We start from the raw sequence: 13,875 nt of genomic DNA, 5'->3' as shown, positions 1-13,875 counted from the left end.
AGGCGGTATGGCAGATTATCAGGCAGTAATGATGGGGTCGCCGATTAGCGTATCGCTCTCCCAAGACAATCCACAGCGTGCTCGTGAAGTGTTTCAGTTAATTGCTCAGCAAGAGGCTCTGTTAACGGTAAATCGAGCCGATTCGTTGTTAATGACGGTAAACCGCGCTGCCGGTCTGCATCCCGTTGTTGTACCCAATGCGCTTTTCCAGCTGGTTTCCCTCGCGCGCGAAGTCAGCCTGTTGCCGGGCAGTCTGTTCAATTTGGCGATTGGCCCGTTAGTTAAAACGTGGCGTATCGGCTTTAATGGGCAGTGTCCTCCGCCTAGTGATCAGATCGATAAGGCGTTAACCTTGATCGATCCACAAGATATTGAGCTGGATCCTGATAGCCGATCCCTCTTTCTGCGAAAACCGGGGATGGAGATTGATCTCGGGGCCATTGCCAAAGGCTATATTGCTGATAAAGTCTGCCAATATTTACAGGATCAGCAAGAGCCTTATGCGTTAATCAATTTAGGCGGGAACATACATACCCTCTCATGCCCCGAAGATCATCCTTGGCAGATTGGTTTGCGCAAGCCTTTTGGCGACTCACAGACATTAAGTGCCCGCCTAGCGATAAGTGGGCGATCGGTGGTGACCTCAGGAATTTACGAGCGATACTTTCTCCATCAACAGCGCTGTTATCACCATATTTTTGATAGTCGGACGGGATATCCTTTGGATAACGACTTACTGAGCGTGACGGTGATCAGTGAGTCTTCGTTGATCGGTGACCTTTACAGCACATTATTGTACGGCATGGGGGTTGAACAGAGCCTCGCATGGCTTGCTCACCATCCAGAACTTGAGGCGGTGATGATCACACGCCATAACCAAGTTATTTGTTCCTCACAGCAGCACTTCCAATGTCACGTTCTCGATGTAAATCAGTAGAATTCTTTATCGATAATGCTTAGGGTGAAGGCTGCCTTAATCTGGAGAATGGCCCATGTATCTTGGTATCGATTTAGGAACCTCTGGCGTTAAAGTGGTATTGATGGATGAACAGTTTAGGGTACAAGACAGCCAATCTATCGCATTAACCTGCGACCATCCTCACTCGCTCTGGTCGGAACAAACGCCAGCACAGTGGTGGCAAGCGACCGAGCAAGCACTTGACCAGATCGCCGAGCGCATATCACTGCAGGCCGTCAAGGCAATAGGCGTGACAGGGCAGATGCATGGGGCAGTGTTAGTCGATAGCGATGGCCAGCCTCTGCGGCCAGCAATATTGTGGAACGATGGTCGCTGTACGCCACAGTGCGAACGGCTTAATCAGCGAGCTCCTTCTATTGAGCGAATTACGGGTAATCAGCTGATGACTGGAATGACTGCCCCAAAACTCCTTTGGGTCGCTGAACATGAACCGGATATTTTTAGTCAGATCGCTCAAGTTTTATTACCGAAAGATTACTTACGTTGGAAACTTTCTGGCTGTTATGCCACCGACATGTCTGATGCTTCAGGAACCCTTTGGCTAAATGTTGCGACGCGTCAGTGGGATGAGACATTACTTGAGGCTTGTGGATTAACACTGCAACAAGTTCCCCCACTTTTAGAAGGCCCTGAAGTAAGTGGACACTTACTAGAAGAACACCAGCAACGATGGGGGTTCTCTTCAGCTGTGCCTATCGTGGCAGGCGGTGGAGATAATGCGGCAGGGGCATTGGGTGTGGGGGTATGGCAGTCAGGCCAAGCGATGCTCTCATTGGGAACCTCCGGCGTTTATTTTGCAGTCAGCGACGGTTTCTATACCAGTAGTCGCCAAGCCGTTCATAGCTTTTGCCATGCGTTACCTGAAACCTGGCATCTTATGTCGGTGATGCTTAGTGCGGCGTCTTGTCTTGATTGGGGGGCTAAAATCACTGGGCAAGCCTCAGTGAGTGATTTTCTAAAGCTGGCCCAACATGCGAAGGTAGAAGAGCACTCTCCCATTTTTCTGCCCTATTTAGCTGGCGAACGTACACCGCATAATGATCCTTACGCGACAGGGAGTTTTACCGGTTTAACCACTCAGCATGGCTCTGTAGAACTGGCATTTGCGGTCGTTGAAGGGGTGAGCCTAGGACTGGCGGAAGGGATGGCGGCATTACATCAGAGTGGCGTCGTCCCCACCTCGGTGACATTAATTGGCGGTGGCGCGAAAAGTGAGTTTTGGCGTCAGCTATTGGCAGATGTGACGGGGCAATGTCTTGATTATCGACAGGATGGGGATGTCGGCCCCGCGTTAGGTGCTGCGCGCTTGGCGAAAATGGCTTGCAACCCCGGGCTAAGCTTGGCGGAAAACTTTCCCCTTTCACCGATTGTCGCCACGTATCGCCCACAGCCAGAGCGCCATCAATTCTTTCAACAGCGGTTAGGTTTATTCCAGCAGAAGTACCGCCAACTGAGTGGTGTAACCTAAGACGACCTAGGTCAAGTTGGGTGATAGCGTACGGCATCGACAAATTTTGAAAAGGCTGCCGTATGCTGTGTACGACTCGGGGAGTAAAAGTGATAACCGGTAGAATAGGCACTTCATTCTTCCAACACGCACTCTAGCTCAAGCCTTCAACGTTCTTAAGGGGGCGTTAATAAGCTGGGCAGAATTCGTAGCCCAGCATAGGCGTTACGCTTTCGCAAAATGACTCATCATAAAACTGGCCAGCGTAAATCCGGCCATCATCAAGGCCATCGTTAGCGGGGTCCCGCTATTGAAAATGGCTAATAAAGCTGATGAGAGAATCCCGCTGCCGTATTGTAGTGAGCCAATAAGCGCTGATGCCGCGCCGGTCACTTGTGGTACGGTATCCAGCGCCGCTGCAGTGGTCACCGACGCGATAACCCCATTAATGGCGAAGAAAATAAAAATTAATACCGTCATCAGGAGTAGGCCGCCCACTGATAGGTAAGTTGTTACGGCTAATAATACCATCGCACAGGCCGATACACTTACGGCAATTTTTAATAATCGCTCTAAGGCGAAACGATGCACTAAGCGCCGATTAATAATACTCATGCCCATTACGCCAAGGATATTCACCGCGAAAAAGTAGCCAAAGTGTTGGGGCGAGACATGGAAATAATTAATGTACACAAAGGGAGAAGCAGTAATGAAGGTATATGCTGAGACATAATAAAAAGTCAGTGCAAGGGTGAATTGCATAAATCGACGATGACCCAGTAGGTCGCGGTAATTACGAAACACCTGCAGTAAGGATGCTTGGACCCGCCGCTCTGGGGGTAAGGTTTCAGGGAGCCAGTATAATGCTCCTAGCATTGCTAGACCAATGACGGCTAATAACCAAAAGATCATATGCCAGCTGGTGAAGAGGATCATCTGACCACCAATAATCGGCCCAGCGATGGGCGCGATGGCCATTATCACGATCAGCGTGGAGAGCATCTGCGCAGCACGGCTACGACTGAAGAGGTCACGGATCATGGCTCGTGCCAACATGGGGCCGGTACAGGCCCCAAGCGCTTGGAATACTCGCCAAAAAACGATTTGCGTGATGGTGTGTGACAGCGCACAGCCGATGGAACCTACCACAAAGAGTGTTATTCCTATTATCAAGGGTAAACGGCGGCCATATCTATCGCTTATCGGCCCCCACACTAGCTGCGCTAAACAAAAGCCAATCAAAAATCCGGTAATGGTTAACTCGGTATTACCATGCAAACTCGCACTCATTCTTGGCATCGCGGGGAGATAAATATCCACCGATAGCGACGTAAAGGCCATCAATGCGCTGAGGATAAGAATAAAAGGTAGTCCTTGAGTAGAGACTGGACGGTGGTAGGGAGTAGTCATGAGTCGCCGATTGTCAGTGAAGAGTAGAAGGCTACTTTACCTGATTACCCAGCAATTATACTCATCAATCCATGCTAGGCCTTGTGAATTGGGATCATTAATATTTCTCCTTCTTAAGCCCTGACCTAAGAAGGAAAATAAACGTCAAGCAACCGCCTGCTGTTGTGAGGGTCGGCGTTGCAAGGCTTGGTAGAAGGCTTCAAGGTTATCCTGCAAACGGCATTTGACCTCTTCATCAATTCGGGCTGGGTGGTCAGCATCGGGATAGTGAATTTGTTGATCGCTGGCGTATACGCCACTGATAATCTCTTCCGCTTTTAACGCTGCGACCAGAGGCTTCAAGCTAAAATCGAGTGCTAATAAGTGATTGGCACTGCCTGCCGTCATCAAGGGGAGAACGACTTTGTGTTCAAATCCTCGCTCGGGTAAGAGATCGATCATGGCTTTGAGTACCCCAGTGTAGGCGGCCTTGTAGACGGGCGTGGCGATAATAATCCCATTAGCCTGCTTAACATCCTCGCGTAATTGAGCGATAGAGGGATGAGCGAACTGGGCATGAAGTAAGACTTCAGCCGGAATATCGGTCGCGCGCCACGTTAAGGTTTGAGCACCACGGTGGCGTAACCAATCTGCCGAATGGTCTAATAGAATTTGAGTCCGCGACCGTTGGGCTGGGCTCCCCCCTATTAATAAAATTTGCATCAGTTAGCCTTATTTATGTGAGATAGATCACCAGTGTGGCGATTTTTTCGGCCAGTGTGAAGTAAAAAAATTAGCAATAGTTATCGATAAATGGGGTTAGATCATCCACTGCTCGCGTCGAGTTGCCAAAATAGGGGCGTAATAATACGAAGTACTTACTGCTTTTTACCTCGTCGTCGCCAGCGAGCAAGCTCAATGGCCAAGCGATGCGGTGAGCCGATAATCGTACGTTTGGTATCAACCAGTGTCACTGGCCCGGCTTGTGCCAAAGTGTGTAAGCCATCATGGAAGGGGGCATGACAGCGTGGTGCATCAATACGCTTAGCTTGGGAAAGTGAAGGTTGAGCTAAGGTCGCGTCAGACAAACTTAGAAGCTGTAAAGCACCGCCATAAGTGCGGCTACAATCTTGGGTTGGTAGAACAATATTACCGTCGAGGGTAAAGGGTGTTCCCCCCATTCTCGCCCCATGGATATCTTCGCGAAGCGTTTGAATGGGGGCGGAGTCCCACGGGCCAAAAAGGTGATTGGCCATTGCCAGTTTTAATGTGTTAGTCCGTGCCGCTTTGGGAGCGGGAGGGGTATAAAACATCCACCAACGCCCATCATGGAAGTAAGGGGTGGCATCAATCGCGGCTTCGGGGAAAGAAAACCGTGGTTCAGCTTGCCAACGCCATGGAAACTCAATCGCTTTATAAAGAGTCAAACGGCCCGACTTATAGCCTTCCGGTAGCATCCATATCTCACCCTCTGCCTCAAAAACATAAGGATAGGAGAGATGCCAGTCCTCTTTAAGAATCGTTCGTTTCTCCAAAACCGTAAAGTTTTGATCTAAGACAAAGCCCTCGATATAACCCTGTTGGGTACGGTAATCATAGGCTTCCGCAAAGAGATACAGTTTACCTTCACGCCATAGGCCAAAAGGATCGGCTAAGAAGCAGAGAGACTTATCCGCCTCTATCCACGTAATGGGAAAATGCTCCAGTGAAGCGGCCTGAACAACATCTTGAATTGGCGCATTAATCACGCCGACCCGCCAAATTTCGGTCTGTAATAGGCTCATCATATCCTATCTAGGCTAATGTTTTATGGGCTGAGAGCTTCGCCACAATCTGCTCAGCCGCCCTGACGAACTGTTGATGGCTAAATTTCGTGGCGACATAGTGACGAGCTTGTACGCCATACTCCTGTAATATCTTAGGTGTGGCAAATATATCCAGCAGTGCCGAGGCTAAGGCTGCATCCAGTTTGCCTGCGAGGACAAAACCGGTTTTACCTGCTTGTACTGCGTCACGCATTTCACCCACGGGTGTTGCCATGACAGGAAGACCGACATTCATTGCTTCATGTAGGGCTAGGCACATTCCTTCATAGCGTGAAGGTTGGACGTAAAGATGCAGACCCGCCATAAAGGCGTGTACCTGATCGGAAAAGCCGGGCAGTAAGACAATATCCTGTAAATTCCATTCAATGATCTTATCTTCTAATCGCTCCCGCTCTGGACCATCACCTAGAATCGTCAGTTGTAAGCGATCGCGGAGATTGGGATAGCGGACCAAAAAGGATCCCAATGCATCGATCAGCGCCGCATAGCATTTGACTTCATGTAGGCGTCCCACACTGCCAATCTGTAATCGAGATTTGCCATCCCAGTAACTCGCTTGAGGGGAGTGCTGATTATATTGAAATAGCGGCCACGCCATGACTTTATCGGCTGAAATTCCCATCTGTTGTTGAAGATAATCCACGACAGTCTGTGAGTCACCAATCCATAAGGCGGAACTATGGCGCAAACGATAGGTATAACGACGTACGCTAGCACTGTGTTTAAAACTGACAACCGGAATGTTTAACAGTTTTCCTGCACATTGACCGACTAAATTACCAAAACTTAATGAGGTCCAGATAATATCTGGCCGATCGTGATGCGCTATCGAAAGGTAGCGAGCCAAGATAATCGGGAGCAAGCGGCGGCGGGATGCCAGTAACCGATAGCTTAATCCTGCCGCAACAAGACGCGGGACAGCACCGCTATCACGGGGCTCGCAGGCAATGATCGAGACCTCGTGTCCGAGATTTTTTAGGGTTGTCACAATATCGGGGATGGCAAACTCCGCACCACCTGTCTCTAAACTTGTTACGAGATAATGAATTTTCATCAGCTAACACCCATTCAAAGAATTTTATGCAGTGGGTCTGCGAGCATGATTATCGTGGAAATCAGCTTTTTACTAATAATCTGCAATTTTCTCTATTTTGCTGGGGGAAAGTTCAACCTTGTGTATACATAGCATCATTATCGGTTAAAGCGTGGCAGTGGATGACTCAAATAATCGTAATGCTTTCTTGATAAAGGAAAGATTTTTATTGCTTTATGTATTAAGGATCTCATTTTAGAAAATTCAATGCCATAAGTAGCGGGTATTTTTATAATTTTAATATTATTAATCAAAAAATAATTATTCAGTATCGAAAAAAATAGTCACTTATCATCGTTTTGATTGCCCGGTAAATTTATTCAAAATAGATAACGGTATATAAATTAGTAAGCTTTCATGGCAATAAGTTAATAACTTTACGATAGCTAATAAATATAGCGTTAAAAATTTATAATTCTACAAGGTCATACAGGGTGCTGACGTGAATAATACTTCTATTTACCACTGGGATTCAAACACTTGATAAGAAAAAACAATTAGCCGCTCTAATATGTTCAGCGCTTTATACCTCTTATTCTTCCGCATCTATTATGCGTCATGATATTGCTGTACAAGACTACCGAGACTTCGGTGAAAACCTAGGTAAATATAAAGTGGGTGCTACCCACGTCCCTGTTTATCGAAAAGATGGGCAGTTAGACGCCTATTTAGTCTTTCCTATTCCTGATTTTAGTATGGTGGCCGATAAAGGTAATATTACATTAGTGGGATCTTCTTATATGGCCAGTGTCCGCCATAATAGTTATTCAATTAATGGCGCGATTAAGTTTGGAAATAAAGCGAAGTTTGCCCCTTCTTATTACCTGATCAACCGTAATGCCAGTACCGTCTCAAGCGTTGATTTTAATTTACCTCGTCTCAATAAAGTGGTGACCGATGCAGCACCTGTGGCAACGGTCGATAAAAGTACAATACGTGAGGGGGATCGCAACCGTTACACTTGGTATGCACGAGTGGGAGCTGGTTACCAACTGCAAGTCAGTGACGACCAAAAATCAGAGATATCCATCACCGATGCCTACCGTTGGAAAACGGGGGGGACTATGGCCAATGCGACCGTTACGCTACAAGGCGGTACATTGCGCTGGAAAAACGTTGGTCCCACTGATCCCAACTCCTCCCTCTTTAGTAATGCGACCCGCCCTGGGGACCGCGGTAGTCCGGTGTTCGTCTACGATACGGCAGATAAGATATGGCGATTAGCAGGCGTTCACCACGCGGCGATCAGTAACGGTGGTATCTATGCTCGGGTTAGTGGTGAAGAGTATATCCCGGATGGTTATCTAGACCGAGTGTTGGCTATGAACACCTCTGCACCCGTTAACGATAAAGCCAGTGACGGCATACTCTATTGGCTGCCGGATGCGATAACGCAAACTGACCATAGTTGGGATTGGCAGGGTCTGAACCAAAGTACCGTGACCTAGCGCCGTCTGCGGCCTCGCAGGCGGAGTTGGATGCCACGAAAGATCTGACTTTCCGTGGCGAGGGAAATACCCTGAGGTTGACTGATTCGGTGAACTTGGGTGCGGGAAAACTTCAGTTCTCCGGTGATTATACCGTCGAGTCAGAGCAGGGAAAGCAAGCGACTTGGGTGGGGGGAGGTATCGAGGTTGATGAAGGTAAAAACGTATTATGGAAAGTGAACGGTCTAAAAGATGATGCTTTACATAAAATTGGCGCCGGGACACTCGAGATACAGGGGACGGGTGTTAATCAGGGAGCATTAAATGTTGGGGACGGTTTGGTTATCCTTAATCAACAGCCTGACAACAGCGGAGCCGTGCAAGCCTTCTCCACAGTGACCCTAATGAGTGGTCGGCCAACGGTTCGCCCCTGGACACGCCTCGAGCAACGAACGGAAAGTTGCCGGGAGTGGTAATCAGTATTGGGATTATCGACTGCAAAACATCATGTTAGATGCTAACGGAAATAGCATTCCGGTTGAGCCGATACCCGAACCTAACCCAGAGCCTACACCCGAACCGACTCCCGATCCGATACTGGAACCCACCCCAGAGCCAACACCAGCACCGACTCCAGCACCGAGTCCTGCTCCGGCCCCTGAACCGACACCGGCCCCTCAACCCGAACCCGTTCGTCGCGCGGTAACGCCCCAGGTACCTGCTTATCTCTCCTTACCTGCGATGATGCTAAATTTTAACCGTACCTTAACAGGACTCATTGCTGATACCGTCGACGATAGTCAGAGTCAGTTTTTCATTAGCGGTTATGACGGTGGCGATCACTTTCATGCTAAGGGAGGATTCAGTGATTATGGCTATAATTTCACGTCAAAATATCAAGGTTGGTTAATGGGAGGGCGTTGGCTCTCGGATCCCGACAGTCCTCAGCATTTTTCCGCGAGTATCGTTGCGCATCGTGGAAACTTATCGATGAAACCTCAAGCCGTCGACGGCTTAAGCCGAAGCTATTTCTCGACGCAGGGAATTACTGGTCTGACTCGCTGGCAGAATGAGCAAGGCTGGCAGTTAACCACTCAACTCGGTTATACCCGAATTAAAGGCGCGGTAACCACCGATTTGCGAGGTAATGTGGCCTCGCCTCACGCGACCCTGGTTTACGCAGGCGTAGAACTAGGGAAGGCTTGGCAATGGGGAAATCAGCGCTTAATGCCGTTGCTTGCCGTCGACTATCAGCACTTATCGATTAAGCATTTTACAGACAGCGATGGGGCAAAAGTAAGTTATACCGCGCATCACGCACCGGATATTCGACCCACTCTGCGTTATCAGTGGCAAGCGAATACCCACTCCACCCCACAAGTTGTGTTTACGCATGAATTGGCGTGGCGAATCACGACGCGTAAAAATGCCCAAACGACGGTAAGCGGGGACGGGGATAAAACGATTTTCCATAGTGGAAGAGGTGGGGATCATCTTTTAGTGAAGAGTGGTGCAGATTTACAATTGACTCAACATATCGCCCTAACGACACAGGCCCAATATCAACAGCGTTTGCAGCGTGAAGGAACCAATGATTGGACGGTAACAGGAGGCGTAAAAATTACTTTCTAGTAGCTTATAAAGAGTCCCCACGCCAGTCAATAACGCGTGGGGAGGAGCTGTTATAAAGCTTTACGGGTAAAAATCTCAGTTGAGCTCGAAGGCGAGCTAGCGGGTGTTTTGACTTTATAAATACAAATTACCGAAGTGAGTAATGCTATCGCCATAAAGCAGTAAGAGGCATTAGGACTGCCAGTTAATCCGTTTAAGAATCCGACAAAATAAGCCCCTAAGAATGCACCTAATGCTCCAAAGCAATTAATCAAACCAATTGCTACACCTGAAACATTCTTTGGCATTAACTCTGGGATTAGCGCGAAAAACGGCCCATAAGGCGCATACATGCAGGCGGCTGCCACGGTAAGTAACCCATAGGATACCCAGAAATGACTGTTACCGATAAAAAAGGAGCCGGTAAAGGCCAGGCCAGCGACAGCTAAAAGTGGCCAGATAAATAACTTACGGTTTTGAACTTTATCCGATAGCCAAGAGACGACCAACATCAAACAAATCGCGGCTAAATAAGGCGGTGCCGAGAGCCAGCCGACCGATACAATATCCATCGATGAGGCGGATTTAATGATGGACGGTAGCCACATCATAAAGCCATACACACCGATACTCCATAATGCATGGGCCGATGAAAGCAACACCACAGAAGAGGATAGCAAGGCTTCACCATAATTGCGTACCGGTGCGATCGCCTGTTGTTCTTTCTCCATGGCTCGCTGGATATCTTGTTTCTCGTCCTGCGACAGCCAGCTCACCTCTGAGGGTTTATCGCGCACCACTAGCCACCATATCCCCGCCCATAATACGGCGGGGATACCTTCAATAATAAACATTTCACGCCACCCAAAAGCATGGATCAGATAGCCGGATAACACCGACATCCACAGCACGGTGACAGGATTACCGAGTATCAAGAAGGTGTTGGCCCGTGAACGCTCCTCCTTAGTAAACCAGGTACTGATATAAATCAGCATCGAAGGCATGACGGCTGCCTCAACAATACCTAAGATAAAACGGATGACCATTAACATGGGAATATTACTGACTAATCCAGTCGCCGTTGCGCACAGCCCCCACAGGAGTAAACAGATAAAAATTAACTTCTTTACACTGCGCTTTACCGCATAAATCGACCCCGGGACCTGGAAGAAAAAGTAGGCTAAGAAGAACAGGGCGCCAATGAGCGAAGACGTGCTTTTAGAAATATTGAGGTCTTGCTCAATATTGGAGGCCGCCGCAAAACCATAATTGGCACGGTCTAGGTAGGCGAGGCTATAGGTGATAAAAATGATCGGCATTAAATACCACCACCGGCGTTTACTCAGTTTTTGTAGTGTGTTGGACATGGTGACCCCAGAACGCGTTATAGCAAAAGGATGAGTGATAACCCAGCAGTGGCGGGGGAGCTAAAACCTCGCAGTGATCACTGTTTTCGGTGTTAACAAATTGTGTTACCAGACATGTGAGAGTCTTTGAATATTAGCAGAGTTCGCCAGGTTGCAAAGCGCACTGTCTTACCGCTTATATCGAAATTCTTTAAGGCGTGGGGCCACTATTTGTGGTAAATCATTCAGAATAGAGATACGGGAGAGATACTATGCGACATATTGATTTGAATGCAGATTTAGGAGAAGGCAGTCCTCACGACGCTGAATTATTAACGCTGGTTTCTTCCGCGAATATTGCGTGTGGTTTTCATGCTGGGGATGCCGAAACTATGCTAGCGAGTGTCCGAGAAGCGATACGCAACAACGTTGCCGTGGGTGCCCACCCTAGTTTTCCAGACCGTGAAAATTTTGGTCGGACAGCAATGGATTTTCCTCCCGATATCATTTACGGCCAAACGCTCTACCAAGTTGGTGCGTTAGTCGCCCTCACTCACTCGCAAGGTGCTCGATTACACCATGTGAAACCGCACGGTATGCTCTATAACCAAGCTGCCCGCGACCCCTTATTAGCCGATGCCATTGCTAAAGCGGTCTATGCGCTGGATCCGGCGCTAATTCTAGTTGGATTAGCAGGGAGTGAGCTTATTCGCGCAGCAGAACATTACGGTTTATCGACTCGTCAAGAAGTCTTCGCGGATCGCGGCTATCAAGCCGATGGAACGCTCGTCCCCCGCACGCAGATAGGCGCAATGATCGATGATGAAGAACAGGCTTTGGCACAGAGTTTGCTGATGATTGAGTCGGGTAAGGTGCAAACTATCACAGGGGAGCGGATTAACGTCACCGCACAAACCTTATGCCTGCATGGCGATGGAAAGCATGCCCTCAGTTTTGCCCGCCGATTACGGCAGGAATTTGAATCACGTAATATTCAGGTAGCCGCATAACGATAGCGACATCACAGTGAGGACCGTTTGGCATGACAGAAAGTATCAGTTTGTGGCCATTGTTGGGGATAGCCGTAATAGTGCTAGGGTTTATCCTACGTTTTAACCCAGTGCTGGTAGTGATCGTTGCCGGTATTGTTACCGGCGTAGCCGCGCAGATACCGCTATTAACGATTTTGGATAAAATGGGCGCTGGATTCCTCAATACACGAAATTTACCCTTTATTTTATTATTACCCTTGGCCGTCATTGGACTGCTTGAGCGCCATGGCTTGAAAGAAGCTGCACAAGGGTGGATCACTAAAATAAACCGGGCGACGACGGGGCGTTTATTGATGGTGTACTTGCTTGTTCGAGAACTCACCGCCGCGCTGGGCTTAACCAGCTTAGGCGGCCATCCGCAAATGGTGCGTCCATTATTAGCACCAATGGCTGAAGGTAGCGCAGAAAAAACTTACGGCCCCCTCCCTCCCGCGGTGCGTTATCGGATCCAAGCGATGGCCGCGGCGACGGATAATGTCGGGCTCTTCTTTGGTGAAGATATCTTTGTTGCCTTTGGTGCCGTTCTCTTTATGCATAACTTTATGCTTGAATCTGCAGGTATCCAAACTGAACCCCTGCATATTGCGCTATGGGGAGTTCCGACAGCCTGTTTTGCTTTGATCGTTCATAGCGTCCGGCTTGCACGACTCGATCACCATTTACGCCGCGAGTTAGCGAACACAGTGCGTGATCATCAAGGGGGGCGTGATGATAGTTAAGCAAGAGATGCTCTATTGGTTAGCGGGCACCACATTACTGATCATCGCCGTAATGTCTTGGCGTGATAACCACAATCCGCGACGAGTCACTACGGGCTTGTTTTGGGGAATTTATGGACTCCTGTTTTTTATTGGTGATTGGACCTATCAACTGATAGGTGACCGTCGGCTAGTCAATATTAGCGTGGGCATTGCGGTAGTCGGTATGGCCTTACTGGCTGGCTGTGGTGGGGTAAGGCTTGGTCGTTATTCTCAACGGACCGTACAACAGCGAGAAGCTAGCGCAAAACGCTTGGCGAGTCGCCTGTTTATTCCAGCATTAGCCATCCCCCTTGTGACGGTGGTCGGCGTCGTATTTTTTACCTTCATCCCATCGATCCAACAGCAATTATTCGGTACGGGTAATCATGCCACCTTGACTACGCTGTTCTCCATGGCGGTCGGGACGCTTATTGCGCTAGTTATGGCATGGTTCATAACGGGGGAAACGATTTCCCAACCTCTGCAAGAAGCACGACGTCTGCTCGATTCGGTTGGCTGCGCCTTTATCTTACCGCAAGTGTTGGCCATGCTTGGCTTGCTCTTTACCTCTGCTGGCGTGGGGAATAGTCTTTCTTGGTTAACCGAGCAGTACCTAGCTGTCGATAATCGGTTGGTTGCTGTGGTGGTCTACGTTGTCGGCATGGCATTATTAACGATGATTATGGGAAATGCTTTTGCGGCGTTCCCGATCGTGACTGCGGGTGTAGGCATCCCTATTCTAGTGTTACAACAGGGCGGTAATCCGGCAGTGATGGCGGCGATAGGGATGTTTTCCGGTTACTGCGGAACCTTGATGACACCGATGGCCGCCAATTTTAATATTGTCCCGGCCGCTTTATTGGGCCTACCCGATAGGAATGCTGTGATTAAAGCGCAGATCCCAACGGGAGTCACCTTATTAGGGATTAATATCGTGCTGCTCTATTACCTGATGTTTTTATAAA

At 48.7% G+C, this 13,875-nt stretch carries 13 protein-coding genes; 8 read left to right on the top strand and 5 right to left on the bottom strand.

Going from position 1 to position 13,875, the window contains the following annotated elements; all coding sequences use genetic code 11:
- The first annotated feature begins 7 nt into the window (after positions 1-7).
- Entirely contained in the window at positions 8-937 is a 930-nt protein-coding gene (locus tag MKR94_RS05500) for an FAD:protein FMN transferase (protein ID WP_241645957.1), read from the top strand.
- 55 nt (positions 938-992) lie between these two features.
- A complete protein-coding gene (gene xylB / locus MKR94_RS05495; protein ID WP_241645955.1) occupies positions 993-2,447 on the top strand; it encodes a xylulokinase in 1,455 nt (484 codons plus the stop codon).
- A 204-nt stretch (positions 2,448-2,651) separates the two neighbouring features.
- Here xylB and MKR94_RS05490 read toward each other — a convergent pair whose 3' ends face one another.
- The 4 genes from MKR94_RS05490 to MKR94_RS05475 form a co-directional block, all read right to left on the bottom strand.
- Entirely contained in the window at positions 2,652-3,836 is a 1,185-nt protein-coding gene (locus MKR94_RS05490) for a multidrug effflux MFS transporter (RefSeq protein ID WP_241645954.1), read from the bottom strand.
- A 144-nt stretch (positions 3,837-3,980) separates the two neighbouring features.
- The gene (ssuE, locus tag MKR94_RS05485) at positions 3,981-4,538 is read right to left on the bottom strand and encodes an NADPH-dependent FMN reductase (RefSeq protein WP_241645952.1); all 558 of its coding nucleotides are present in this window, start codon (positions 4,536-4,538) and stop codon (positions 3,981-3,983) included.
- A 155-nt stretch (positions 4,539-4,693) separates the two neighbouring features.
- The gene (locus MKR94_RS05480) at positions 4,694-5,599 is read right to left on the bottom strand and encodes a glucosamine inositolphosphorylceramide transferase family protein (RefSeq protein WP_241645950.1); all 906 of its coding nucleotides are present in this window, start codon (positions 5,597-5,599) and stop codon (positions 4,694-4,696) included.
- A gap of 10 nt (positions 5,600-5,609) precedes the next feature.
- Positions 5,610-6,695, bottom strand: a complete 1,086-nt coding sequence (locus tag MKR94_RS05475; protein WP_241645948.1) for a glycosyltransferase — start codon at positions 6,693-6,695, stop codon at positions 5,610-5,612.
- Positions 6,696-7,285: 590 nt separating this feature from the next.
- Between MKR94_RS05475 and MKR94_RS16960 the strand changes: the two genes are divergently transcribed.
- The 3 genes from MKR94_RS16960 to MKR94_RS05465 are packed head-to-tail and all read left to right on the top strand — an operon-like array spanning position 7,286 to position 9,793.
- A complete protein-coding gene (locus tag MKR94_RS16960; protein WP_422047503.1) occupies positions 7,286-8,182 on the top strand; it encodes a S6 family peptidase in 897 nt (298 codons plus the stop codon).
- A complete protein-coding gene (locus MKR94_RS16955) occupies positions 8,149-8,637 on the top strand; it encodes a S6 family peptidase (RefSeq protein WP_277755605.1) in 489 nt (162 codons plus the stop codon). The genes MKR94_RS16960 and MKR94_RS16955 overlap by 34 nt, the downstream gene beginning before the upstream one ends.
- A 31-nt stretch (positions 8,638-8,668) precedes the next feature.
- Positions 8,669-9,793 carry an autotransporter outer membrane beta-barrel domain-containing protein gene (locus MKR94_RS05465; RefSeq protein ID WP_241645946.1) on the top strand — a complete coding sequence of 375 codons (1,125 nt, stop codon included), beginning with the start codon at positions 8,669-8,671 and terminating at the stop codon, positions 9,791-9,793.
- A 50-nt stretch (positions 9,794-9,843) separates the two neighbouring features.
- Here MKR94_RS05465 and MKR94_RS05460 read toward each other — a convergent pair whose 3' ends face one another.
- Positions 9,844-11,139 (bottom strand): MFS transporter, encoded by a 1,296-nt coding sequence (locus MKR94_RS05460; RefSeq protein ID WP_241645944.1) that lies wholly within the window; start codon positions 11,137-11,139, stop codon positions 9,844-9,846.
- A 251-nt stretch (positions 11,140-11,390) separates the two neighbouring features.
- Here MKR94_RS05460 and pxpA point away from each other — a divergent pair, with 251 nt between their 5' ends.
- The 3 genes from pxpA to MKR94_RS05445 are packed head-to-tail and all read left to right on the top strand — an operon-like array spanning position 11,391 to position 13,874.
- Positions 11,391-12,128: a 5-oxoprolinase subunit PxpA gene (gene pxpA / locus MKR94_RS05455; RefSeq protein ID WP_241645943.1), complete on the top strand. Its 738-nt coding sequence runs from the start codon at positions 11,391-11,393 to the stop codon at positions 12,126-12,128.
- Positions 12,129-12,160: 32 nt separating this feature from the next.
- A complete protein-coding gene (locus MKR94_RS05450; RefSeq protein WP_241645941.1) occupies positions 12,161-12,889 on the top strand; it encodes a DUF969 domain-containing protein in 729 nt (242 codons plus the stop codon).
- The gene (locus MKR94_RS05445) at positions 12,879-13,874 is read left to right on the top strand and encodes a DUF979 domain-containing protein (RefSeq protein ID WP_241645939.1); all 996 of its coding nucleotides are present in this window, start codon (positions 12,879-12,881) and stop codon (positions 13,872-13,874) included. Before MKR94_RS05450 ends, MKR94_RS05445 begins: the two co-directional genes overlap by 11 nt.
- Position 13,875 lies beyond the last annotated feature (1 nt).

The organism is Rosenbergiella metrosideri (genome assembly GCF_022602565.1).
Lineage (GTDB): Bacteria > Pseudomonadota > Gammaproteobacteria > Enterobacterales > Enterobacteriaceae > Rosenbergiella > Rosenbergiella metrosideri.
Note: the sequence above shows the minus strand (reverse complement) of the source record. Positions and strands in the feature narration are given on the sequence as shown.

Excerpts from the sequence above, each read along its gene's own strand:
- MKR94_RS05500 (WP_241645957.1), top strand. The coding sequence starts at position 8 with ATGGCAGATTATCAGGCAGTAATGATGGGGTCGCCGATTAGCGTATCG.
- xylB (WP_241645955.1), top strand. The coding sequence starts at position 993 with ATGTATCTTGGTATCGATTTAGGAACCTCTGGCGTTAAAGTGGTATTG.
- MKR94_RS05490 (WP_241645954.1), bottom strand. The coding sequence starts at position 3,836 with ATGACTACTCCCTACCACCGTCCAGTCTCTACTCAAGGACTACCTTTT.
- ssuE (WP_241645952.1), bottom strand. The coding sequence starts at position 4,538 with ATGCAAATTTTATTAATAGGGGGGAGCCCAGCCCAACGGTCGCGGACT.
- MKR94_RS05480 (WP_241645950.1), bottom strand. The coding sequence starts at position 5,599 with ATGAGCCTATTACAGACCGAAATTTGGCGGGTCGGCGTGATTAATGCG.
- MKR94_RS05475 (WP_241645948.1), bottom strand. The coding sequence starts at position 6,695 with ATGAAAATTCATTATCTCGTAACAAGTTTAGAGACAGGTGGTGCGGAG.
- MKR94_RS16960 (WP_422047503.1), top strand. The coding sequence starts at position 7,286 with ATGCGTCATGATATTGCTGTACAAGACTACCGAGACTTCGGTGAAAAC.
- MKR94_RS05465 (WP_241645946.1), top strand. The coding sequence starts at position 8,669 with ATGTTAGATGCTAACGGAAATAGCATTCCGGTTGAGCCGATACCCGAA.
- MKR94_RS05460 (WP_241645944.1), bottom strand. The coding sequence starts at position 11,139 with ATGTCCAACACACTACAAAAACTGAGTAAACGCCGGTGGTGGTATTTA.
- pxpA (WP_241645943.1), top strand. The coding sequence starts at position 11,391 with ATGCGACATATTGATTTGAATGCAGATTTAGGAGAAGGCAGTCCTCAC.
- MKR94_RS05450 (WP_241645941.1), top strand. The coding sequence starts at position 12,161 with ATGACAGAAAGTATCAGTTTGTGGCCATTGTTGGGGATAGCCGTAATA.
- MKR94_RS05445 (WP_241645939.1), top strand. The coding sequence starts at position 12,879 with ATGATAGTTAAGCAAGAGATGCTCTATTGGTTAGCGGGCACCACATTA.